Genomic DNA, 20,831 nt, shown 5'->3' with positions numbered 1-20,831 from the left:
AGGCACGGTCGAAAGCTGGGGTATCAGCCTTTGGGGTGTTCACTATTGGGTTCTCCCACGCGCCGACGACCGGTATGTAGGATAGACCAATTCTCGCCTACACACCGGTAGCTAGGAGCGCCGGGCGGGCCGCACAAGAAGTCACCATATGGTGACCAGGTCACTGCTCAGTGACCTCCCCCAGCTTTCACAGGACCGATCACATGAGCACTGAGCCCTTTACCTTTGACCAACCCTGCCCCATCCGGGATGTCCTTGACCGGATCGGCGATCAATGGAGCCTGCTGGTGCTGGAAGCACTGGCGGAGAAGACGCTGCGGTTCAACGAGCTGATGCGCGAGATCGGGGATGTGTCAAAGCAGATGCTGTCAAAGACACTCAAACGGCTGGAGCAGGATGGGCTCGTGCTGCGCACGCTCTATCCGGAGGTGCCGCCACGGGTAGAATATGCGCTGACTGATCTGGGACGTTCGATAATGGAGCCCTTGGCTGTCCTGATCGAATGGGCGGATGCAAATCACCGCGCAATTGTAGAATCGAGACGCCGGGTGAGCCCTCCACATCCCTGATACCAAAAGTAAAAGACCCCGCACCTTTTTCTCAAGATGCGGGGTCACGTCTGTCATTTTTCGCGCGCCGTTTGCCCGGCGGGCGTCATCGCAAAAGGGTCAGTGAACCGCTACGGGCGCATAGTCGTGCTGGCGCGCCAGCACAAAGGCCATCTTGCGGTCGGCCACCAGGGCCAGCTGTTCGCCGGCCTCATCATGGACCGCGTAAAGCTGTTTGCGTCCGGGCACAGAGGCCTGAACATCCTTGGGCAGATCAGTAACGGCGACCGTCTTCACGTAAACGGTGCGTCCGCCCGTCTCAGCCATCTCTACAGGTGTCTGCATGATTTACCCCTTTTTGATATTGATCGTTTGTACAACTGTCTCGGGTCGTGATCGGGTCAAGTCCACATGAAGCAGGCCGTTTTCCATCACGGCCTCGCCCACCTCTACACCATCGGCCAGCACGAACATGCGCTGGAACTGGCGGGCGGCGATGCCCCGGTGCAAGAAGATCCGCCCATCGGAATCATCACTCTGACGCCCTCGAATCACCAACTGCCGATCCTCGACGGTGATCGCCAGATCAGCTTCGGCGAAACCGGCCACCGCCAAGGTGATACGGTAAGAGTCGTCCGAAGTTTGTTCGATATTATAAGGGGGATAGCCTTCATTGCCGGATTTGGCAGAACGCTCCAGCAGGCGTTCCAGCTGCTCGAAGCCCAGCATATGCGGGTATGAACCCAAGGTAAGTTTCGACACTGTATTTTCGTCCTTAATTCGAAAGCGACGTTTTCTTCCGGTCCCAATATGGCAACCGATATGTTATAGGATATGGGATGTATCTGCCGTTTCACAAGTCCCAGGTTCGTCTTTCCATGCGCAGTCGCCCCTAGCACTGCGATCACAGAGAGCCTAATGTGGTTATTGTTTCACTGTCCTTAACAAGAGTCGCAAATGAACGAGCGGTCCAATCTGTCGATGGCAACCGAAGACGTCCTCCGGGTGGAGCTTGAAGTCTTTCGCAGGGAGCACAGAGACCTCGATGAGGCCATTCAGGCGCTCGAGGAGAAACCGACGGCTGATCCGCTGACCATCCGCCGCCTCAAGAAGCAGAAGCTGGTGCTGAAGGACAAGATCTCGCTGATCGAAGACCGTCTTCTGCCGGATATCATCGCCTGAGGCCAGGTCCCGACGCCAAGTCCCGGCGCACCACAGGCCGTGTCACTGACAGAACTGCCCGGCGGCTTATCCCGAATGACCCGCCGATAGCGCGCGCCTATTCCACGCTCGCACCAAACACCATGATCGCCATGCCCAGCGCCGACAACGCCGCGAACAGGGCCACCCGCCGCCCATCGTTCGCCGCATAGGCGCGGCGGGCTGCCAGCATCGACTGCAGCGCGTAGTAGAAGGCAAAGGCCCGCGAGGCGTATGTGATGATTTCAAACACGCTCATGCCCCATGTCATCGTCAGCCCTGCCCCGGCCAGCAGCGCATAGACCGCGCGGGCTGGAACCCGACCGCCGCTGACTTCTGCAACCAATCCGCCCGCCCCCCCGGTATCAGCCACGGCAGCAGAGAACTGCGCGCTCAGGGCCGCCGCGATCAACAGAATCGGCAAGATCGGGGCCACCAGCGCGGTAAAGGCGATGATTGATGTCTCGCTCAGCTCGCCCTGCCCCGGCAGATAGAGAAAGGTCAGAAACAGGATATAGAGCATGTAGATCGCCGATGAGAGCCATTGGGCGTAGCGCATCGACCGGATACGCGTGCCCGCGTCATACTCCGCGCCCATGTAGCGCGAGATCTCGAACCCCTGCACCGTGACCAGCAGGCCAAAGACCAGCGTGACCGCCTGCCATCCCAGGATGTCGGGCATGTGCAGGACCAACGCACCTGTCGTCGCCTGCGTGACAAAACGCCAACCCAGCGCGAACAGAAGCCCGGCGATAATGGCCAGCTTCACGCCAACCGAGACCTCCTCCAGACGCTCCAGCGCGCCGAAGCCCCGCGTCCAGCCCACGAGCAGGATCAGCAGAAATACGCCAGAGGTGACCACCCGGCCCTGCTCCGGCCCCAGATCCGTGAGGCTGACGGCAAAAGCGCCGAGAAGGTTCAGGTAATAGGCGACCGAGACGAAGTAGGCAAAAGCCAGCGCCAGCGAGCCGAGCTGTTCCAGCCGCAGATCCAGCTGGTCGCGTATTCCCGTCCCGTCGAGCCATGCGATATTGTAGCGCACGGCAGCGCCATAGGTATAGGCCACCCCGCAGAGTGCGGCCATGACGGCCGGAGCCCAGATGCCGAAGTGTGTGTCGAGGATCGGTCCCAGTACCAGGAATCCGCTGCCGATGATCGACGCCAGCGGCGTCACCGTCCCCCGCCAGATCCGCGCCCCTGCGACCCTGGGCAGCATCAGGACAGCCCCGACAAGCGCGCTGACCAACACAATGGCGGCATTGAGGATCATGGCTGGGTCCCTTCGTCTTCGGCGCGGCATGCCCCGCAAGCGACGGCTTACGCCCATACTTGCTGCAAGATCAACATACCGCGATCTCTGCTTCACATCAGGTTGGCGCCCGCAGATTTCATGCATCAGGTCAGCGCGCACCCCTCAAGGCTGCCGGCTGCGGTTCGATGCAAGGATGCCTCCTCTCAGTGCCCGCCCCGGCGCCCCTGCGACGCCCATCTTGCAGATGCAGCAAATCAGCTGCCGCAGCGCATTGCCATTTCAGGTGATTTCGCTAAGGTGCGCGCTCCTTCCACTGTAGAGGCGAGACATGGCCGACATCAAAGTAGGGATCATCATGGGGAGCCAGTCCGACTGGCCCACGATGAAGGAAGCAGCCAACATCCTGGACGAGCTGGGCGTGGCCTATGAGACACGCATCGTCTCCGCTCACCGCACGCCGGACCGGCTGTGGGACTACGGCAAGACCGCCGCTGACCGCGGGCTGCATGTGATCATCGCCGGCGCCGGCGGTGCTGCGCATTTGCCGGGCATGATGGCCTCCAAGACCCGTGTGCCGGTGGTTGGCGTGCCAGTGCAGACGCGCGCGCTCTCTGGCGTCGACAGCCTCTATTCCATTGTGCAGATGCCCAAGGGCTTTCCAGTGGCAACCATGGCGATCGGCGCTGCCGGGGCCGCCAATGCGGGCCTGATGGCCGCCGGAATACTCGCCACCGGCGATGCCGCCCTTGCCGCCCGGCTTGATGCCTGGCGCGACGCCCTTGCCGCTTCCATTCCCGAGGAGCCTACCGATGACTGATCTCGACCAAATCCTCGAACCCGGCGCCGTAATCGGCATTCTCGGCGGCGGCCAGCTGGGCCGCATGCTGTCGGTTGCGGCCTCCCGCCTTGGCTTCACCACCCATATCTTTGAGCCCTCTGCCAATCCGCCCGCAGGCCATGTGGCGGACAAGGTGACCACCGCCGGCTACGAGGACGAGGCCGCCCTGCGCGCCTTTGCCGAGACCGTCGATGTGATCACCTACGAGTTTGAGAACATCCCCACCTCTGCCCTCGACATCCTTGAGGCGCTGAAACCCATCCGACCGAACCGCGAGGCGCTGCGAGTCTCGCAGGACCGGCTGACGGAAAAGATCTTCCTGCAGGATCTCGGGCTGGCCACCGCGCCCTTTGCCGAAGTGAATGATGCCGCCGATCTGGAGGTGGCACTGGAACAGGTCGGCACGCCGTCGATCCTCAAGACCCGCCGCTTCGGCTATGACGGCAAGGGCCAGATGCGCATCATCGACCTGAGCGAAGCCCCTGCGGCGCTGGCCGCCATGCAGGGTGCCCCGGCGGTGCTGGAAGGGTTCGTGCCGTTCAGCCATGAGGTCTCAGTGATCGCCGCGCGCAGCCTCAATGGCAAGGTGGCCTGTTATGACCCGGGCGAGAATGTGCATCTGGAGGGCGTTCTGAGCACCACCACGGTGCCTGCAAACCTCAACACCAACCAGAGCATGGATGCGGTGTTGATGGCGGGCAAGATCCTGAACGCACTGGATTATGTCGGCGTGCTGGGGGTGGAGATTTTTGTGACAGGTCACGGGCTGGTGGTGAATGAAATCGCACCGCGGGTGCATAACTCCGGCCACTGGACCCAGGAAGGCTGCACGATAGACCAGTTCGAGCAGCACATCCGCGCCATCACCGGCTGGACCATCGGCAATGGCGCGCGCTATGCGGATGTCGTGATGGAGAACCTGATCGGTGAGGATGTGGAACGCATCGCCGACCTCGCCCGCGATCCAGATTGCGCGCTCCACCTCTATGGCAAGGCCGAGGTCAAGCCGGGTCGAAAGATGGGTCATTTCAATCGCGTCAACCATACCGAAGGTCGCGAAGGTTACTGACACCCGCGCCACATGTGTCATTCGGGCCCAAGGCCCGGATGACCGCGCCGCAAGGAGGGCCCATCGGGCCTGACGCGCGGCGCTCCCCCGCCCGCCGCAGGCGAAAGCGGTGTGGCAGGAATGGGGGCTCTGCCCCCAAACCCCCGAGGTATTTCAGAAAAGATGAAGCAAACCCCGGCTTACCTCAGCCGAGGAAACGGGCCGCGATGGCACCGCTCATATAGCTGACACGACCGCCAGACAGGGTGGCCGCGACCTGATCGGCCTCATCCAGGATCACCAGGTCCGCACGCTTTCCAGCCGAGAGCACGCCGCGATCCGAAAGTCCCAGCACATGGGCAGGTCCGCTTGCCAGCAACGCCCATGCCTGTTCCAGGGCCAACACACCGGTTTTTGCGAGCATCAACGCCGCACGCCGCGGGCTGGGATAGTGGTAGTCGGAGGCCAGCGCGTCACAGAGCCCCATGGCGATCAACTCGATCGCCGACGCATTGCCCTTGTGGCTGCCACCGCGCACCACATTTGGCGCGCCGAGAATGATGTGATCGCCTGCGGCACGCGCGGCCTCGGCCGCTTCTGCCGTTTCGGGAAACTCCGAGATCCTTGCGCCGCGCGCCCGCCAGCAAGCGCGATCTGCCTCTGTCTGATCGTCATGACTGCCGAGGCGCACCCCCTGCGCACGCAGAGTGTCACAGAGCGCATCCAGCGCAGCGGGCACCTCGGCGCGGCGGGCGTGCAGCTCAAGCAGCATTTCAAAGTGTTTTTCCGGGTTTCGCCCGGCTTTCAGCGCCTGCCCGGTCAGCCTTGGCGGTTTCTTGCCCTCGGCCAGTCGATCATGCGGCAGGTGATCGTTGAACACCACGTAAGGCACACCCCAGTCGGCGATGCGCGCCGGAAGGTCGGAGTAGGCATCGAGTTGGTGTATTTCAAATCGCAGCTGCGGGATCAGGTCGGTGACCAGCTGATCGGCCACCTCGGCGAGGCCGGCAAAAACCTGCGCGGCAAAGTCCGGGCCACGCAGCCCGCCCTCCCAGGACAAAAACTGCGCCAGCACGCCGGTGGTGATGCCATTGGCTGCCAGTTCCGCTTCGGTGGCGCGGATCCCCTCGCCCATCTGCTTCATCGCGCCCCGGCGCGGGGCGACATGGCGCTCGAACCCGTCGCCGTGCAGATCGATGATGCCGGGCAGAATGCGATATCCTGTGAGATCGACCTCGCGCGCGTCCGATGTGTCCTGCACCAGCCCCTCGGCGAGGCTCAAGACACCGCGACGCTCCAGCCCGGTGTCATGCAACACATCTGCGCCCACCAGCCGCAGCGCCACCGTTCCATCCGTCCCCATGTCCTAGTCCACTCCGTTCAGACCACCATCCCAGTCCCGGCCCAATACCCCATCAAGCCACCCAAGCGAAGGCTCAAAGCGACCGGTCTCCAGGAACTGCACCACCTGCGCGATCACACGCGGATTGTTCATCATGTAGGTATGCGTCACCGGCAGGATCAACTGGGATGCCATCCCCTCCACCCGCGTACTGGCGACAGACACCTTGCCATCGTCATCGCCTGGAAGAATGCTCGAGAACACCGGGTTCAGGGACTGATTGCCGGCAATCACACCCACCGGGTAGTCGACTGGCGGCAGACGTCTGGGCAGGCTGTCAGGCCCGGTGCCGAGTTCCTGCCCCGCCGGTCCGTGCAGCAGATCAAAAACCGCCCAATCTCCCATTTCGTCTACCAGTTCGCTGCCCTGGTTTGGCGGCGCGAGCATGACCACGCGACCCAATGTGACGGGGCGCGTGTGCGACAGCCAGTGGCGCACAAGAATGCCGCCCATGGAGTGGGTCACAAGATGTACGGGGGTCTGGGTGCAGGCGTCAAAGGCGCGCGGCAATAGCGCATCCGCCAGCCGCTCCACCGTGTGCTCGGTCGAGGGGTAGCCCGGGCGCACCACCTCATAGCCACGCTGGCTCAGCGCTTCCTCCATAAGCAAAAAGGAGGTTTCCGTGCGCGCCAGACCATGCAGGAGAATGACGCAGCCCTTTTGCGTCTCCGCCTCCTGCGCGCGGGCAGAGAGTGCAGAGAGGATCAAGATCAGGATGAGATATAGACGAAGCATAGATCAGCACATAAGCCCTGCACCGGCTTCGTGGAAGCCCTCAGTCTGTTCAGCGCGCGCGGCTCTTGCGCGGAGCACAGAGGATCACCACCGCGATGCCCCCCAGCACGACAAGCGCGCCAAGGGTCAACCGCGCGCCTATGGGCTCTCCCAGAATTACCGCGCCTGCCAGAATGGCGATGACCGGCACGCTCAGCTGGACCGTGGCGGCCACCGGACCCGGAATCTGGGGCAGCACCCGGTACCATAGCGCATAGCCCATCCCGGAGGTCACCGCACCTGAGATCACCGCCAGAAGGCATCCGAATGCCGTGACCACAGTGCCGCCGCCGAGAAACCACAGGGCCGGCAGGATCATTCCCGTCGCCAGCAAAAAATTCACCGCACTGGCGGCCAATGGCGACGACGCGCCCCGGCCCAGCAGGCTGTAGATCCCCCAGCCAAGCCCCCCGGCCCCCATGCAGACAACCGCCCAGAGCGGCGCCCGCACGTCACCGCCGGGCCAGACCACATAGGCCAGCCCCGCAAGTGCGATCACGGCGCCGATGATCTGCAGGCCCGCCACAGGCTGGCGTCGCGCAATCCCCCAACCGAACATCGACACCTGCACCACGCCGAACAGGATCAGCGCCCCAAGCCCTGCATCCAAGGCGGCATATGCCACGGAAAAGCCAACCATGTAGAGTGTAAGGGCTGCGCCGCCCGCAATCGAGCGCCAGCGATCCTCGGCCGGGCGCTGGCCTTGCACCGCGCACATCAGCCACAGCGCGGCCGCCCCGGATGCCAGACGCAGCAATCCGAACCCGGTTGCATCCATATACTCCGACCCGATCACCCAGCGACCCAGGATGGAATTTGCGGCAAAGGCAATCATGACAAGGCATGTGAGGGCAAACAGCCGCATCTGCGGGATCCTTTCGATGTCCCAAACGGACAGGGCCAGACAACAGCCTCGCCCCATTACGTCAAGGTAAAGACGCATGCGGCGGAGTCACTATCTCTGCACCACATTGTGTCCCCTGCCAGACACCGTGATGCCCGGCAGGGGTGCGCTCAGTAGAGAGGGGGTGGATACCATTGCGGCGGCTCGACGCGCTCATATCCACTGGGTAAGCCGATATCGTTGCGGATATGGTCGCTCAGGCCCGCCCCCAGCGTACCGGCAGGCGGCGCGCGACGCAGCGCGACCAGCCGCAAAGCCAACCCCATCCGGCGCATCAGGCTGAGCGACCGGAAATGCTCCTCTACAACGAGGCGGGCAAGCGCCGGGCTGGCACTTGGGTTCGGGGACATCAAGTCAGGTCCAATCGGTGTCATGTTGCATTCCACCCAATACGGGCGGTCCTTTGATCAATAAGTTGATGGTTGGACAGACCCCGTCCCCGAATGCGCCGAAACACAGCGGATACGGCCAGGCCATCGCAATCAAAGGCGCGAAATCGCGACCATGGTTGCAGAAGAATGGGCATCAAACACGGCCAAGTTGGCGTGAGACATGCGGTCTGTCATGAAGTGGAAATTGCGTTCAGCTCAAGCAAGCCGAATATCGAACAGCACCTGCGTTAGCAGCGTGTCTGTGGGCCCCGCGCGAGGGCGCCAGCACATGAGCCAGCGATCCGTCCGGCGATGAGGCGCAACTGTATGCGTACAATGGTCATGTCGTGCCTCCTTCTACCTTGGCTTGAACACATTGTCTTGCTAGCATGCGGGTTCAGCCCGCGCGTAGTCCTAAATTGTCCCAACACAATCAAATGTGGCGAATGAGACACATTGAGCCCTGTGCAGAGCCGCGCGAGTGGAACCTCGCACACGGCCGCAATTCCCAGCACAAAACGACCCCCCGCATCACGTGTCGGCCTGCAACGTGATGCATTGGCGAAAATCGTCGATGGAGAGCGCACCATCTCGATTTGACCAGTGCGTACTGGGTCCGCGGGCACAGCATCTCCGGTAGTGGCACCCAGAGTGCGTTTGCGCAGGCGAAAACGCGCAACCTGACCTGACATTTAGAAGGTCAAACGTTTGGCCTTCCCGGCCACAAAGTGACAGGATCCACCGTCTGTAGCGGCTTTCTTGATACCAGAGAGAAATCTTGAAATCAGAGCGCGAAAAACGCCGTGCGTCCGCTAAATGCGTGGCAGAGACGCAGGTCTGAAACGGCCTATTCGCAGCTCTCTCCTCCACGCTCCAGGCACCGGATTTAGCCACAAAAGACCATTATCTTAACGGCCACTCTGCGGAGTTCGACTTCGTACGACATCGTCGAGGACCAGGGCCGAGACGCGCGTAACCGCCCGCTGTCCTGCAGTGGGCGTCGCCCTTTTGGCCAGAACGCCTGTGCCCGCAACATGAGGCAGTCCAATGCCATAGCCTGCCGGCTCCAATAGAGCATCACGTTTGTTGCCAGATAGGGCAGCGTTGACATTGCTCCAGAAGGCACCGCAAGCCTGATCGCTTTCCCTGACGCTGCAGAATGGTCATCCCACCGAACAGCCAAGGGCGCTGGCAGACGTCACTGATGCCACAGTGTCCGAAGTGCAGGTCGGCCAGATACCAGTTGGACTTACCCGCGCTCTCCGGGGGCGGGGGGGGGGCGGACATCAACTTACGGACGATGCCAGCGGGCACACATGTCTGTCAGTTCGGAAGGATTCAGCGCGGCGAGGCGTTCGCAATAGCACCGAGTGTCGACCTTGCTCGGCCAGGATTCCAAGTTGAACCTGATAGGTTTGCAACCTGTACGGAGATCATAGCAGAGAAAAGGTGGCTGGGATGGTAGGAAGCCTTGCGTCCCGATGATCTGACTCACATTTTCCGACCGGTCAGCGAAGCTGGGGCGGACTGGTGCTGGAGGTGGCGGCTAGAGCCCCGCTAGAATACCGACGGCGGCCTGGACGGACAAGGTGGCGCTGGCGGACCTGAGGCCCGCTAGCAGGTGGTGTGGGGGTGATTAGAAGCCTTTGCCTTTGAACTCGTCAGTCGGGATAACCAGCAATGCTACGAGCACTGCAAGGTTCACTGGAGGGACAAGAACTAGCAAGAACCACCACTGGTTAACGCCTATGTCGCGCGTCCGCCGAAAGCCAAAAGCCAGTTGAGCCATTGAGGCCGCGATTAGAAGGATAAAACTAAAAATCACGGTCAATTCAGAACCAGTGGTCCAAATAACGGTGAGAAGAATGATGATAGCGATGCCGGACACTGCCTGGGCAGTGAGGTACTCCAACCGAGATGCTTGCCCTGAGAACGCGAGTAAATAGGACACGACTGGTAAGATGTCGCCCCAAAGGCCTTTTGCTGCTGGCAACACCACGTGGTTCGCAACTTTCGTTGCGCTCTGTTGAGCGTTCGACGCACCTTCTAGGCTTTCCTCCGCAGCGGATACCAAAGCGTCACTCGCACTGGTGACCAACTCTTGAGCTTGTTTCTTTCGCTCAGGCGTCGCCACCTTTCTCCAGATGCGTTCTGAAGCCAATTCTATCGCACGGATGAAGACCAAACAGCCGGATAGGATGAGCCACCCGTAGACCCAGTATGTCATGCTAGGCCGCTCAGGAAGCAGGTAGAAATATGCTAGTCCACCAAGCACTCCGAGGCTGATGAAGGTAAAAAGCAGTCGATCCATAGTTCTCTCCGAAATGATCTCGAACTCGAGGAAGAAATCATGACCCGCGTATGCGTGGTCTGCCCCGCGTAATTTTGAAGCGCCCAAATGAGACTCAGAGTCTGTAGATTATAAGCCTACAAGCTGGCCTTGCTGCCGACATGGAAATCCGAAGGCTCGTGGGTCAAAACCTCAAGCGTTTCCGCGAACAAGCTGGCCTTTCACAGGAGGGGCTAGCGTTTGAGTGCGGCCTTCATCGCACATACGTAAGCGGGGTGGAGAGAGATGTCCGCAATCCTACGATCAAGGTACTTGAGAAGCTGGCTGAACCTCTCGGAGTGCCGCCATGGCGCTTTATGGTGCCACCTGAAGGTCAGCCGAACTAGATGAAACTCCCGATAGAAAAATCAAAGTAAGCCCCCCCGGCGAACCCGCTAAGGCCCGCCGAGGTTAAGGTTACGACATATTCCGGGTCAACACATATTCTGCCAACCACTGCCAGTAGTGGTCAGCGTCCCGGAAGCCCTGAGACCGAGCCGCGACATCCTCAGCCGTCCTACGAGAAAGACCGCCATCGTATTCAGCGATAGCGGCCCTCTCCTCGAACTCTTCAATGTCAGGAACTCTCATCCCGGCACCAGAACTGGCAGTCGGATCTGGTCTATGATCGACCGTTTCTGCTCGTCCGAGATACCTGCGGAATAGATGCCGTAGGTGATCCCGTTCTCCGATCGAGCCGACTTGTGCCCGACCAACGACGCCGTGAACTGTTCCGGTACACCGGTCCTTTCGCACTGGGTTATGAACCACTTGCGAGACGAGTGAAACACCAGCCCCGGACGCTCCAGCTTCAGCCGCCGTCGTAGAGCGGGTAAAGCCCTTGGTGATCCGGCCCACGGTCAGGTCAGGGAACAGAGGCCCCGAGGACGGCAATGACCGAAACAGGTCCTCCAGAACCGGGTGGCACGGAACCTGACGCTCCGCAGTATCCGCCTTAAGTAGCCGAAGGTTATTGGGGCGAACATGGATGAACGTCGCGAGGTTTGCCGATAGACTGGGGCACTAAACGGCGGCATTCCGGTCACCGGGTCTCGGCAACGGTCTTTCTGCGATGTTCAGGAGTTGGTGGCTGGGATGGTAGGATTCGAACCTACGGTACACTGTACCAAAAACAGTTGCCTTACCACTTGGCTACATCCCAACACTGTCTGTGTGGGGCCTTCTAATGAGAGTTTCGGAGGGCTGCAAGTGGTTTTTCACAAAAAAGTCCCGACGCGCGAAATTTCATCAAATTTCTGAAATAAAACAGAGTACTATCGGAGGACCAACGACCCGAACCTCACTGCGCCCGAGAGCGCTCCGCACATTAGAAAGAGAGCCCGTAGGCTCCCCCCAAATTGCAGTGGCTGGTTCTGGCATCCACCCGAGACTGAACTACTCCGGTACACCCGCCTCGCGCAACGCGCTGGCCCAATCCGGCCCAGACGGCGTAAAGGCGGCGGCGTGTTCCTGCATGTAACGGGACAGACTGAAATCCGGGGTCACCCGCATCAGGGACTCTACAACATCGCGCGCTTCGTCGCCCCGCCCCGACATTTGCAGCGCGATGGCCTTCGTGCGCAACGTCGAGGGATAACTGTCATTTTCCTGCAGAGACTGATCCGCCAACTCGATCGCCCGATCATAGTCCCGCGCAGCCAGGCTCACAGAGGCGGCCAGCGAGTCAAAGTAGTAGCGCTGCGGCCCCAGTGGCGTCAGTTTGCGCGCCGCCTCGGTGAGGCGCATGCCCTCGTCGGGATGGTTTTGCATCGCCCGCGTCGCCCCTTTCAGCAAGAGCGCCAGCGCCTCATTTGGATTGTCCTGCAACGCCTTGTCGTAAGAATACTGCGCGCTGTCGAACTCGAACGTCAGGTAGCTGGAGATCATCCCCTTCAACGTATGTGCAAGGGAAAATGCCGGATCTTGCGCCAGGGCGGCGTTGGCAAGGTTTTCCGCCATCAACGTGCTTTTCCTACGATCCGCGGACAGCCCCTTCTGCACGCGCATGACCTGCCAGATCCCGGCCCAGGTCAGCACCACAGGATGGTGCATTTCACGCTCTATCAGCGTATCGAGGATCTCGTTGGACTTCTCAAACTGATCGACATGCTTGCTCTGCATCATCACGATCGACGCCATCAGCAGCGTGTGATTTGCCAGATTGGAGAGCGGGCGGAAGCTGACCAGACGCACGGCCTCGCCCACAACGGTTTGTCCGATCTGGCTGGTGGCGTCGCGCAGCGGGCCGCTCTGACCCATCAAAAGATCGGAGAGCGTGCCGCGAAACTCACGCGACCAGATCACCTTTTCCCGATGCGAGTCATGCAGGTCAATCTGGGCAATAAAGTCATGTCCGTTGATGAATACGGAACCGGACACCAGATAACTCACCCCCGCAACGGAGGACACTTCGGCCGGTCGTACATCATCGAGGCTGAATTGCCGCGATGCCATGTAAGACGTTACGGAGAAGGCTTGGCTCCGCGACAGCTGTCTCGACAACTCCTCAGACAGGATTGCACCAAGCGGCGCGGTTGACCCACCGGGCGAGCGTTGAACAAAGGGCAGCACAGCGATCGAGGGCAACAACTCATCCAGAACCACGCGGCTACGGTCCCTCGGCGCCCAGGGCGGATCAAGCGGCGCCGGCGCGGCACTGGCGGTTTGCGAACGCATTTCCGAGAGCCATTCGGCAAACACATGTTCATGCGGCAGTTCGAAGCCTTCCATGAATGCGCCGCGCGTGGTGTCCGCCTCGACTTCGATCATACGGAGATCCAAGGTGACGCGCTCTCTGTTTGCCATCAAGGCAGCGGAGGCCGAGGGGCCGATATGCTTTCGCAAGGTCGATAAGGCGGTGCGCAAACTTGCCTTGGCCTGCTCCGGCTGAGCAAAACTCCACAGGGTGTGTTCAAGGAAGGCTCGGGTCCGCACCCCTTCCTCGGCGGTAATCAAAAGCGACAGCAGCGCCTGATGCTTCGCGCCCAGCTGAATAGGCTCGCCATCAGGTTTATAAACACCAAATGCTCCGTACTGACGCACCTTCAACACTAAATCCATCGAATACCCTCACCATACAAGTTAACCATGCCACCACCTCAAAAACGCAAAAAAACTTGTGGCAACAACTTCACTTCCACCATTAAAGCAGCAAAACGCGGAATCAACAAACAAAAAAATCCAACAAACAAACCCAAGCAACTTCAATGCATTAAGGAATGATTAATGATGCATTTTGAATGTTAACAAAACAATCAAAAGCAACCATAGGTAGTTTTTAAAATTCAAACTTTGCAATACTCAAAAAATTAACATTGGGCGTTAAGTGCTTGCAAAACATGTCATTCGACATGCTAATCAAAGTTTAAGCTTCCCACGCGAACAAACGCGCCAAATTAACCAAGACTAACATGAGTAGCCTCAGGCCCGCCAATGCGCCGAAGCGCCAAACCAGGATAGGGCAGCAGATCACTGCATTGATGCTCAAGACGTACGCGTTGACGCAGGATTTTGGTGTCGTTCCCCATCGCCAAGACCAAAGCCATGACAGAATCGCCCCTCGATGACCGCCGCACGGCAAATCACATCGCGGCTTTTGTGCACAAGCACTGGGGCGACCGCATGACGCACAACCAAGGCGGTATATTGCAGCACAGCCCCAAGACCCCGCGAACAATGAGGAATTGGCTCTTGCGAGCGCCACAGCATTGACGCACTCTACGCCTCTGTCGATGTTGATTGATCCAAAGATGGTCGGGGCGACCCTCTGAAAACCTATATTATCGCCACTCCAATTCAGAGATATTGCAATCGCAACTACATCGCCCCCAGTTCCACGGTCCACTCCGACAGAGAAATTAATCGCGGGCCGGATATTGCGGCTGTGCAGATGGAATTGAGCGTCCCTGTCCCTCAACCGCCTTGCCGCCGCCAACAGCACCTGAATACGAGCCTGCCACCTCAAGACTGCACCACCCTCTGCTCTCGGCGTCCAAGCGCCAGAGGCCCCTCAACGACCAGCCCCCTTCCCTGCGACATAGAACGCGCCGCTGTCCTGCGGACGCACGGTCACACGGCTGTTGCAGAACCACGCTAGGGCAGCCGAACATTGTTCCTATCAAATGAGCCCAATCATGCTCCTAGCACCCTTTGATGCCCCCGGTTCCTTCTTCCGTGGCAACCTGCACACGCATTCAGACGTCTCGGACGGCGCTCTGCCCCCCGCCGAGGTCTGCCGGCGATACAAGGCGCAAGGCTATGACTTCATCTCGCTCACCGACCACTTCGTCGGGCGATGGGGCTATCCGATCACTGACACAAGCGCCTTTCGCGACGATGAGTTCACAACCCTCCTGGGGATCGAGATGCATTCCGGAGCGCAGCAAAACGGCGAATTGTGGCATCTGCTCGCCGTTGGCGTGCCCGCAGATTTCGCCCCCTCCAACTCCCCCGACTTCCGCTCTGTTGCAGAACAGGAAAGTGGACCGGAAATTGCTGAACGGGCTCGCCAGGCGGGAGCCTTTGTCGCCATTGCCCACCCGCAGTGGTCAGGCCTGACCGAAGAGGACGCACGCAGCATCACGGCCGCGCATGCGGTGGAGATCTACAACCATGGCTCCCATACCCTTGCGGATCGCGGCACCGGCATGCCGATCTTGGACCTCCTGCTGTCCGAAGGGCGCGCACTCACGCTGATCGCAACCGATGACTCCCACTTCAAGGGGCCGGACGCTTTTGGCGGTTGGGTGATGGTCAAGGCAAAGGCCAACACACCGGGTGATCTTCTGACTGCGCTTAAATCCGGACAGTTCTACTCCTCGCAAGGACCGGAGATCCGCGGCATTTGGTATGAAGGGGATCGCGTGCGCGTGTCCTGCTCCGCCGCGTCGCAGGTGATCGTGCAAGCGCATAATAACGCGTCTGACGTGGTCACCGGAGACAGCCTGACCGATGCCACCATCGCGCTTGGCCGAATGACGCACAGCCCCTGGCTGCGCGTGACAGTCATTGACGCGGCGGGCAAACGGGCCTGGTCAAACCCGATCTGGCCCGCGCAACTCTGATCCTGCCCGCAGCGAAGCCGCCAAAGCCATCGACATTGCGCGACCGCGCCGCGCCCCTATGGGCGCGGCGCCCGGCCCAACGGGCGAAGATGCGCGCGACGCGCGTCTTCAACGGGCGGGAGCCTCCCCTTCGCAATCTCAAACGGTCGGGATGTGCAGAACAGCTGAAAAGACGTGTCAGCCCACGTCTTCGCAGCTGCCGGAAAGATCCTTCAGAATCGGGCAGTCGGGACGGTTGTCCCCCGCACAGCAGGTGATCAGCTCGCTCAGCGTGGCGCGCATCGCTTCCAGATCGGCGATCTTCGCTTCGATCTTGGTCAGATGCGCCTGCGCAAGCTGCTTCACATCCGCGCTGGCGCGGCTGTCGTCCTCATAGAGCCCCAGAAGCATCCGACAATCTTCGATCGAGAACCCCAATGCCCGCGCACGGCCGAGAAAGGCCAGCTTGTGCAGGTCGCGCTCTTCAAAACAGCGGTAGCCATTGGCGCTGCGGTTGGGGCGGATCAGGCCGATGTCCTCGTAGTAGCGGATCGTTTTGGCCGGAAGTCCCGACCTGGCCGCAACATCGCCGATATTCATGTCTTTCCGCCTCCCAAAGTCCCGTCCTGCCCCTCCGAAAGAGGGCTGCTGGTTTGTCACAAGATGGACCTGACGGGCGGCAATCTCAAGCCAATCCACGGAAACTTGAGCAAAGCACTGCCCAGTGACGCAGGAAAGAACGCTTCTGTCGGTTTTGAGCGCCTTCTCGCCCTCATGTCACCGCTATAGACGGAGGAGACGCCTTGCGATCTGCGGCACGGGCTTTCGGCAGTTGCGCACGCCCCGTGGCGTGATGTACCCCTGAGATGGCATGTGCTGGTCCCGATGGCCCCGAAGAACACGGCCGCTCCTGCGGTCCCCGCGCCGATACCCTTTGCGAACCGCCTGCCCTTGCGGGCCTCGTCATACAGGCGTAACGGTCTGAAAAGTCTGAAAAGAAGGACAAAGTGATGATCAAAACCCGCGCCGCAGTTGCCCTCGCCCCCGGCAAACCGCTCGAAATCATGGATGTGAACCTCGAAGGCCCCAAGGCGGGTGAGGTTCTGGTGGAGATCAAGGCCACAGGCCTGTGCCACACGGATGAATTCACCCGCTCCGGCGATGACCCCGAAGGTATCTTCCCGGCGATCCTCGGCCATGAGGGCGCCGGTGTGGTGATCGAAGTGGGCGAAGGCGTCAAAAGCCTGAAGCCCGGCGACCACGTGATCCCGCTCTATACCCCCGAATGCCGCGAGTGTGACTACTGTCTCAACCCCAAGACCAACCTGTGTCAGGCGATCCGCTCGACCCAGGGTCAAGGCCTTCTGCCCGACGGCACCACCCGCTTTTCGCTGGAGGACGGCACGCCGATCCACCACTACATGGGCTGCTCGACCTTCGCCAACCACACCGTGGTGCCGGAAATCGCGCTGGCGAAAATCCGGAATGACGCGCCCTTTGACAAGGTCTGCTACATCGGTTGCGGCGTCACCACAGGCATTGGTGCAGTCATCAACACCGCCAAGGTGGAAATCGGCTCCACCGCCATCGTGTTTGGCCTTGGTGGCATCGGCCTCAACGTGATCCAGGGCCTGCGCCTGGCCGGTGCGGATCAAATTGTCGGCGTCGACCTCAACCCCGGCAAAGTCGAGATGGCAGAGAAATTCGGCATGACCGATTTTGTGAACCCCTCCGAGGTGAGCGGCGATTTGGTGGCGCATCTGGTCGAGCTGACCGGCGGCGGTGCCGACTACACATTCGACGCCACAGGCAACGTCAACGTCATGCGCACCGCGCTGGAGGCCGCGCACAAGGGCTGGGGTGAGAGCATCATCATCGGCGTCGCCCCTGCCGGGGCCGAGATCTCCACCCGTCCGTTCCAGCTGGTCACCGGCCGGTCCTGGCGCGGCACCGCCTTTGGCGGCGCAGCCGGTCGCACAGACGTGCCGAAGATCGTGGATTGGTACATGGACGGCAAGATCGAGATCGACCCGATGATCACCCACAAGCTGACGCTGGACCAGATCAACGAAGGCTTCGAGCTGATGCACGAAGGCAAGTCCATCCGGGCGGTGGTGGAATTCTGATCGCCCGACCTTCTGGTGTAAAATGACAAAACGCGGACCTCTGGCGGGGCCCGCGTTTTTTAGGTCTTCGGGGCATGGAGCGTCTTGAAGTCAGCCCCCGTCCAGATCCGTGATCTGCCTGTGCGCGCCCAAGGCGCCCGTCCAATCGTCAGCCACTCGTCGTCGTGACGGTTGAGAGTGTCACATCGTACCCCCAAAGCCGCCGCAGGTGTTTCAGAACCTCGTCCCGACCGTCCTCGGCCAGTTGGATATTCTCGCGCACTGTATGGGTCAGCTTCAGCGTTCTGTCGCCCTTCAGATCCGCATCGCTCACCTGGATATCCGGCTCAATGTAGGCAAGGTCATATTGCTTGGCGAGGTCGCGGCGGATCGTCTTGTACCCTGCACGATTGTGGATCTGGCTGATCACCAGCTGCGGATGGGTTTCATCATCGGTCAGGGTGAACAGCTTGAACTTGCGCATGAGATGCGGCGACAGGAACTGCTGGATGAAGCTTTCGTCCCGGTAGTTCGACCAGGCATTGCGCAGCACACTGCGCCAGTCCGGATCACCGGCAATGTCCGGAAACCACTCTCGATCCTCATCCGTGGGGTCCTCGCAGATGCGGCGAATGTCCTGCATCATCGCAAAGCCCAGCGCATAAGGGTTGATGCCGGAGTAGCGCGGGTCGTCATATTCCGGCTGCATCACCACATTGGTGTGGCTGTGCATGATCTCCATCAGCGCGCCTTGGGTGATCAGCCCCTGATCATAGAGCTTGTTGACGATGTAGTAATGCACGAACGTCGCACAACCTTCATTCATCACCTTGGTCTGCTTCTGCGGGTAGAAATACTGCGCCAGCATCCGCACGATGCGCAGAATCTCACGTTGCCAGGGCTCCAGAACGGGGCTGTGTTTTTCAAGGAAGTAGAGGATGTTCTCCTGCGGCAGGTTCATCCGCTTGCGCCGCTCGCTGTGATCCAGATCCTCGTCCGGCGCATCCATGTCACGTTTCAGCCCCAGTGTCACATCCGTCCAGATATCAAGCGCGCTTTGCCCCTTCTCATAGGCCTCGCGCAATTGCTGCATCGCGCGACGTTCCTCGATTGTGGGCTTGGGCGGGCGACCGTATCGGAACACGCCCTGAGACTGCAGCGCGTGGGCCGCGTCCAGTATTTCCTCGACCGCATCGTAGCCATACCGCTCCTCGCAGGCGGCGATGTAGTTCTTGGCAAAGGCCAGATAATCCTGGATGCCATCCGCATCGGTCCATTGCTGGAACAGATAATTGTTCTTGAAGAAGTGGTTATGCCCAAAGGCCGCATGCGCCATCACCAGCGTCTGCATCGCCATGGTGTTTTCTTCCATGTTGTAGCTGATGCAGGGGTTGGAGTTGATGACGATCTCATAGGCCAGCCCCTGCCGCCCGGTGCGATAGAGCGCCTCGTCACGGGCGAAATGCTTGCCGAAGGACCAGTGGTGATACATCAACGGCAGGCCGACGCAGGAATAGGCATCCAGCATCTGCTCGGCCGAGATGATCTCGATCTGGTTCGGGTAGACGTCCAGCCCCAGATCCTCGAGCGCGATCTTCTCGATGGCGTCGCGGGCTTTTTCCAACAGCTCGAACGTCCACTCCGGCCCGGTGAAAAGCGGTGTGGCGGTGGATTTTGCAGTCTGCATGTGGATCAGCCTTTCACCTTGGGCAGGAAGAACTCCCGGAAGATCGGATAGATGTGACCGGGTTCGGAGACGCGCTGCATCTCGAAATGGGCGACCTCCCCCTTGACCTGCCGGTAGTTCTGCCAGAGGTCCTCGCCCGCCTCGTTGTTGTCCAACAGCATCTGCGCTGCCTCCTCGACGATCTCCACATAGGCGTAGAACTGGCAGACCGGCAGCAGTTGCTCGGTCAGGATCTTGCGGCAACGCACGGAGTCATTGCCGAAATTCTCCCCGTCCGAGGCCTGGGCGCCGTAGATGTTCCACTCGTCCGGCGGATAGCGTTCATCGATGATTTCCTTCATCTTCTCCAGCGCGGTGGAGACGATGGTGCCGCCGGTTTCGCGGGCATAAAAGAACGTCTCCTCATCGACCTCCTGCGCGTAATGGGTGTGGCGCACAAAGACGATCTCTGTGTGCTCATACCCGCGCGTCAGGAACAGATGCAGCAACAGGAAGAACCGTTTGGCCAGGTCCTTTTCGCGTTCCTGCATGGAACCCGAAACATCCATCAGGCAGAAGACCACGGCGCGGGAGTTGCGGATCTTTTCCGGCACGAAGGTGTCATAGCGCAGATCCAGCGGATCGATATAGCCCACCACCCGGCGTTTGCGCCGGATGCCGTCGAGCTTGAGCTTCAGCTCCGCCAGCAGATCCTCCTGGCTGGGCGAGCGTGCGTCCAGCTCCTCCAACTCGGCCACCTGCGCCTCAAGCTCGCGCTGGGACTTGGTGGATGGGCGCTGCAGCGCTATGCGGCGCCCCAAGGAGTTGCGCATGGTGCGCACCAGATTGAGGTTGTTGGGGGTGCCCGCGGTGGTCAGCCCGGCGCGGCGGGTGCCGATGGTTTCGGTCTCCACCGTGGCCTTTTCCACAAGATCCGGCAGTTCCAGCCCGTCGAACAGGATTTCAAGGTATTCGTCCCGCGTCAGGGTGAAGGAAAACTCGTCATCGCCCTCGCCGTCCTCGGAGGCCTTGCGCCCGCCTTGACCGGTGCCGCCCTGTGGTCGGTCGATGGTGTCGCCGACCACAAACTCCTTGTTGCCGGGCAATACATGGCGGCGATTGCCACCAGGACCGTGATAGAGCCGCGGCTCCTTCAACCCCTTGGCAGGAATGGTGATTTTCTCACCGTTTTCCGGAACGCTCTCGCCCTTGCCGATGGATTTTTCCCGCACCGAACGGTCGACGCGTTCCTTGATATTCTCTCGCGCGCGTCTGAGGAACCGTTGCCGGTTCCCCAAGCTTTTGCCCTTTGGATTTGCGCGCCTGTCGATGAAGTGGTGCATATAGACACC

General features: G+C 60.3%; 19 protein-coding genes and 1 tRNA gene. 7 read left to right on the top strand and 13 right to left on the bottom strand.

Annotated features, from left to right (window positions below; translation table 11 throughout):
- Positions 1-203: 203 nt before the first annotated feature.
- Positions 204-569: a winged helix-turn-helix transcriptional regulator gene (locus tag CLV89_RS08360; RefSeq protein WP_106163208.1), complete on the top strand. Its 366-nt coding sequence runs from the start codon at positions 204-206 to the stop codon at positions 567-569.
- A gap of 99 nt (positions 570-668) precedes the next feature.
- Here the strand turns inward: CLV89_RS08360 and CLV89_RS08355 are convergent, their stop codons facing one another.
- Positions 669-893 carry a DUF1150 family protein gene (locus CLV89_RS08355; protein WP_106163207.1) on the bottom strand — a complete coding sequence of 75 codons (225 nt, stop codon included), beginning with the start codon at positions 891-893 and terminating at the stop codon, positions 669-671.
- 3 nt (positions 894-896) lie between these two features.
- Positions 897-1,310 carry an Hsp20 family protein gene (locus tag CLV89_RS08350; RefSeq protein WP_207796902.1) on the bottom strand — a complete coding sequence of 138 codons (414 nt, stop codon included), beginning with the start codon at positions 1,308-1,310 and terminating at the stop codon, positions 897-899.
- A gap of 195 nt (positions 1,311-1,505) precedes the next feature.
- Here CLV89_RS08350 and CLV89_RS08345 point away from each other — a divergent pair, with 195 nt between their 5' ends.
- On the top strand, positions 1,506-1,730 hold the full coding sequence (locus CLV89_RS08345) for a YdcH family protein (protein ID WP_106163205.1): 225 nt from the start codon (positions 1,506-1,508) through the stop codon (positions 1,728-1,730).
- 97 nt (positions 1,731-1,827) lie between these two features.
- Here CLV89_RS08345 and CLV89_RS08340 read toward each other — a convergent pair whose 3' ends face one another.
- On the bottom strand, positions 1,828-3,018 hold the full coding sequence (locus CLV89_RS08340) for a hypothetical protein (RefSeq protein WP_243394970.1): 1,191 nt from the start codon (positions 3,016-3,018) through the stop codon (positions 1,828-1,830).
- A 310-nt stretch (positions 3,019-3,328) separates the two neighbouring features.
- Here CLV89_RS08340 and purE point away from each other — a divergent pair, with 310 nt between their 5' ends.
- On the top strand, positions 3,329-3,817 hold the full coding sequence (gene purE / locus CLV89_RS08335; RefSeq protein WP_106163204.1) for a 5-(carboxyamino)imidazole ribonucleotide mutase: 489 nt from the start codon (positions 3,329-3,331) through the stop codon (positions 3,815-3,817).
- Positions 3,810-4,907: a 5-(carboxyamino)imidazole ribonucleotide synthase gene (locus CLV89_RS08330; protein ID WP_106163203.1), complete on the top strand. Its 1,098-nt coding sequence runs from the start codon at positions 3,810-3,812 to the stop codon at positions 4,905-4,907. Before purE ends, CLV89_RS08330 begins: the two co-directional genes overlap by 8 nt.
- 184 nt (positions 4,908-5,091) lie before the next feature.
- On the opposite strand, the gene CLV89_RS08325 is transcribed toward CLV89_RS08330, so the two are convergent.
- From CLV89_RS08325 to CLV89_RS08300, 5 genes are all read right to left on the bottom strand, one after another.
- Positions 5,092-6,249 carry an alpha-D-ribose 1-methylphosphonate 5-triphosphate diphosphatase gene (locus CLV89_RS08325; protein ID WP_106163202.1) on the bottom strand — a complete coding sequence of 386 codons (1,158 nt, stop codon included), beginning with the start codon at positions 6,247-6,249 and terminating at the stop codon, positions 5,092-5,094.
- Between the two features lie 3 nt (positions 6,250-6,252).
- Positions 6,253-7,023, bottom strand: coding sequence for an alpha/beta fold hydrolase (locus CLV89_RS08320; RefSeq protein ID WP_106163201.1), 771 nt, complete (start codon positions 7,021-7,023; stop codon positions 6,253-6,255).
- A gap of 49 nt (positions 7,024-7,072) precedes the next feature.
- Positions 7,073-7,927, bottom strand: coding sequence for a DMT family transporter (locus tag CLV89_RS08315; protein ID WP_106163200.1), 855 nt, complete (start codon positions 7,925-7,927; stop codon positions 7,073-7,075).
- Between the two features lie 149 nt (positions 7,928-8,076).
- Positions 8,077-8,340 (bottom strand): hypothetical protein, encoded by a 264-nt coding sequence (locus CLV89_RS08310; protein WP_243394969.1) that lies wholly within the window; start codon positions 8,338-8,340, stop codon positions 8,077-8,079.
- Positions 8,341-9,973: 1,633 nt separating this feature from the next.
- Positions 9,974-10,648: a DUF805 domain-containing protein gene (locus tag CLV89_RS08300; RefSeq protein WP_133166709.1), complete on the bottom strand. Its 675-nt coding sequence runs from the start codon at positions 10,646-10,648 to the stop codon at positions 9,974-9,976.
- 140 nt (positions 10,649-10,788) lie between these two features.
- Between CLV89_RS08300 and CLV89_RS08295 the strand changes: the two genes are divergently transcribed.
- Positions 10,789-11,013: a helix-turn-helix domain-containing protein gene (locus CLV89_RS08295; protein ID WP_106163196.1), complete on the top strand. Its 225-nt coding sequence runs from the start codon at positions 10,789-10,791 to the stop codon at positions 11,011-11,013.
- A gap of 740 nt (positions 11,014-11,753) precedes the next feature.
- Here CLV89_RS08295 and CLV89_RS08285 read toward each other — a convergent pair.
- Positions 11,754-11,828, bottom strand: a tRNA-Gln gene (locus CLV89_RS08285).
- A gap of 233 nt (positions 11,829-12,061) precedes the next feature.
- The gene (locus CLV89_RS08280) at positions 12,062-13,726 is read right to left on the bottom strand and encodes a tetratricopeptide repeat protein (protein ID WP_106163195.1); all 1,665 of its coding nucleotides are present in this window, start codon (positions 13,724-13,726) and stop codon (positions 12,062-12,064) included.
- Positions 13,727-14,799: 1,073 nt separating this feature from the next.
- On the opposite strand from CLV89_RS08280, the gene CLV89_RS08275 reads away from it, so the two are divergent.
- Positions 14,800-15,729 carry a PHP domain-containing protein gene (locus CLV89_RS08275; protein WP_106163194.1) on the top strand — a complete coding sequence of 310 codons (930 nt, stop codon included), beginning with the start codon at positions 14,800-14,802 and terminating at the stop codon, positions 15,727-15,729.
- A gap of 177 nt (positions 15,730-15,906) precedes the next feature.
- On the opposite strand, the gene cueR is transcribed toward CLV89_RS08275, so the two are convergent.
- A complete protein-coding gene (cueR, locus tag CLV89_RS08270) occupies positions 15,907-16,308 on the bottom strand; it encodes a Cu(I)-responsive transcriptional regulator (RefSeq protein WP_106163193.1) in 402 nt (133 codons plus the stop codon).
- A gap of 410 nt (positions 16,309-16,718) precedes the next feature.
- Between cueR and CLV89_RS08265 the strand changes: the two genes are divergently transcribed.
- Positions 16,719-17,834 (top strand): S-(hydroxymethyl)glutathione dehydrogenase/class III alcohol dehydrogenase, encoded by a 1,116-nt coding sequence (locus CLV89_RS08265; RefSeq protein ID WP_279327875.1) that lies wholly within the window; start codon positions 16,719-16,721, stop codon positions 17,832-17,834.
- Positions 17,835-17,982: 148 nt separating this feature from the next.
- Here CLV89_RS08265 and CLV89_RS08260 read toward each other — a convergent pair whose 3' ends face one another.
- The gene (locus CLV89_RS08260) at positions 17,983-19,500 is read right to left on the bottom strand and encodes a SpoVR family protein (RefSeq protein ID WP_106163192.1); all 1,518 of its coding nucleotides are present in this window, start codon (positions 19,498-19,500) and stop codon (positions 17,983-17,985) included.
- Between the two features lie 5 nt (positions 19,501-19,505).
- Entirely contained in the window at positions 19,506-20,822 is a 1,317-nt protein-coding gene (locus CLV89_RS08255) for a YeaH/YhbH family protein (RefSeq protein WP_106163191.1), read from the bottom strand.
- Between the last annotated feature and the right edge of the window lie 9 nt (positions 20,823-20,831).

The sequence above is a fragment of the Tritonibacter scottomollicae genome (genome assembly GCF_003003215.1).
GTDB lineage: Bacteria > Pseudomonadota > Alphaproteobacteria > Rhodobacterales > Rhodobacteraceae > Epibacterium > Epibacterium scottomollicae.
This window is presented reverse-complemented; position numbering and strand designations above follow the sequence as displayed.

Coding starts and splice junctions, on each gene's coding strand:
- CLV89_RS08360 (WP_106163208.1), top strand. CDS start 204: ATGAGCACTGAGCCCTTTACCTTTGACCAACCCTGCCCCATCCGGGAT.
- CLV89_RS08355 (WP_106163207.1), bottom strand. CDS start 893: ATGCAGACACCTGTAGAGATGGCTGAGACGGGCGGACGCACCGTTTAC.
- CLV89_RS08345 (WP_106163205.1), top strand. CDS start 1,506: ATGAACGAGCGGTCCAATCTGTCGATGGCAACCGAAGACGTCCTCCGG.
- CLV89_RS08340 (WP_243394970.1), bottom strand. CDS start 3,018: ATGATCCTCAATGCCGCCATTGTGTTGGTCAGCGCGCTTGTCGGGGCT.
- purE (WP_106163204.1), top strand. CDS start 3,329: ATGGCCGACATCAAAGTAGGGATCATCATGGGGAGCCAGTCCGACTGG.
- CLV89_RS08330 (WP_106163203.1), top strand. CDS start 3,810: ATGACTGATCTCGACCAAATCCTCGAACCCGGCGCCGTAATCGGCATT.
- CLV89_RS08325 (WP_106163202.1), bottom strand. CDS start 6,249: ATGGGGACGGATGGAACGGTGGCGCTGCGGCTGGTGGGCGCAGATGTG.
- CLV89_RS08320 (WP_106163201.1), bottom strand. CDS start 7,023: ATGCTTCGTCTATATCTCATCCTGATCTTGATCCTCTCTGCACTCTCT.
- CLV89_RS08315 (WP_106163200.1), bottom strand. CDS start 7,927: ATGCGGCTGTTTGCCCTCACATGCCTTGTCATGATTGCCTTTGCCGCA.
- CLV89_RS08310 (WP_243394969.1), bottom strand. CDS start 8,340: ATGACACCGATTGGACCTGACTTGATGTCCCCGAACCCAAGTGCCAGC.
- CLV89_RS08300 (WP_133166709.1), bottom strand. CDS start 10,648: ATGGATCGACTGCTTTTTACCTTCATCAGCCTCGGAGTGCTTGGTGGA.
- CLV89_RS08295 (WP_106163196.1), top strand. CDS start 10,789: ATGGAAATCCGAAGGCTCGTGGGTCAAAACCTCAAGCGTTTCCGCGAA.
- CLV89_RS08280 (WP_106163195.1), bottom strand. CDS start 13,726: ATGGATTTAGTGTTGAAGGTGCGTCAGTACGGAGCATTTGGTGTTTAT.
- CLV89_RS08275 (WP_106163194.1), top strand. CDS start 14,800: ATGCTCCTAGCACCCTTTGATGCCCCCGGTTCCTTCTTCCGTGGCAAC.
- cueR (WP_106163193.1), bottom strand. CDS start 16,308: ATGAATATCGGCGATGTTGCGGCCAGGTCGGGACTTCCGGCCAAAACG.
- CLV89_RS08265 (WP_279327875.1), top strand. CDS start 16,719: ATGATCAAAACCCGCGCCGCAGTTGCCCTCGCCCCCGGCAAACCGCTC.
- CLV89_RS08260 (WP_106163192.1), bottom strand. CDS start 19,500: ATGCAGACTGCAAAATCCACCGCCACACCGCTTTTCACCGGGCCGGAG.
- CLV89_RS08255 (WP_106163191.1), bottom strand. CDS start 20,822: ATGCACCACTTCATCGACAGGCGCGCAAATCCAAAGGGCAAAAGCTTG.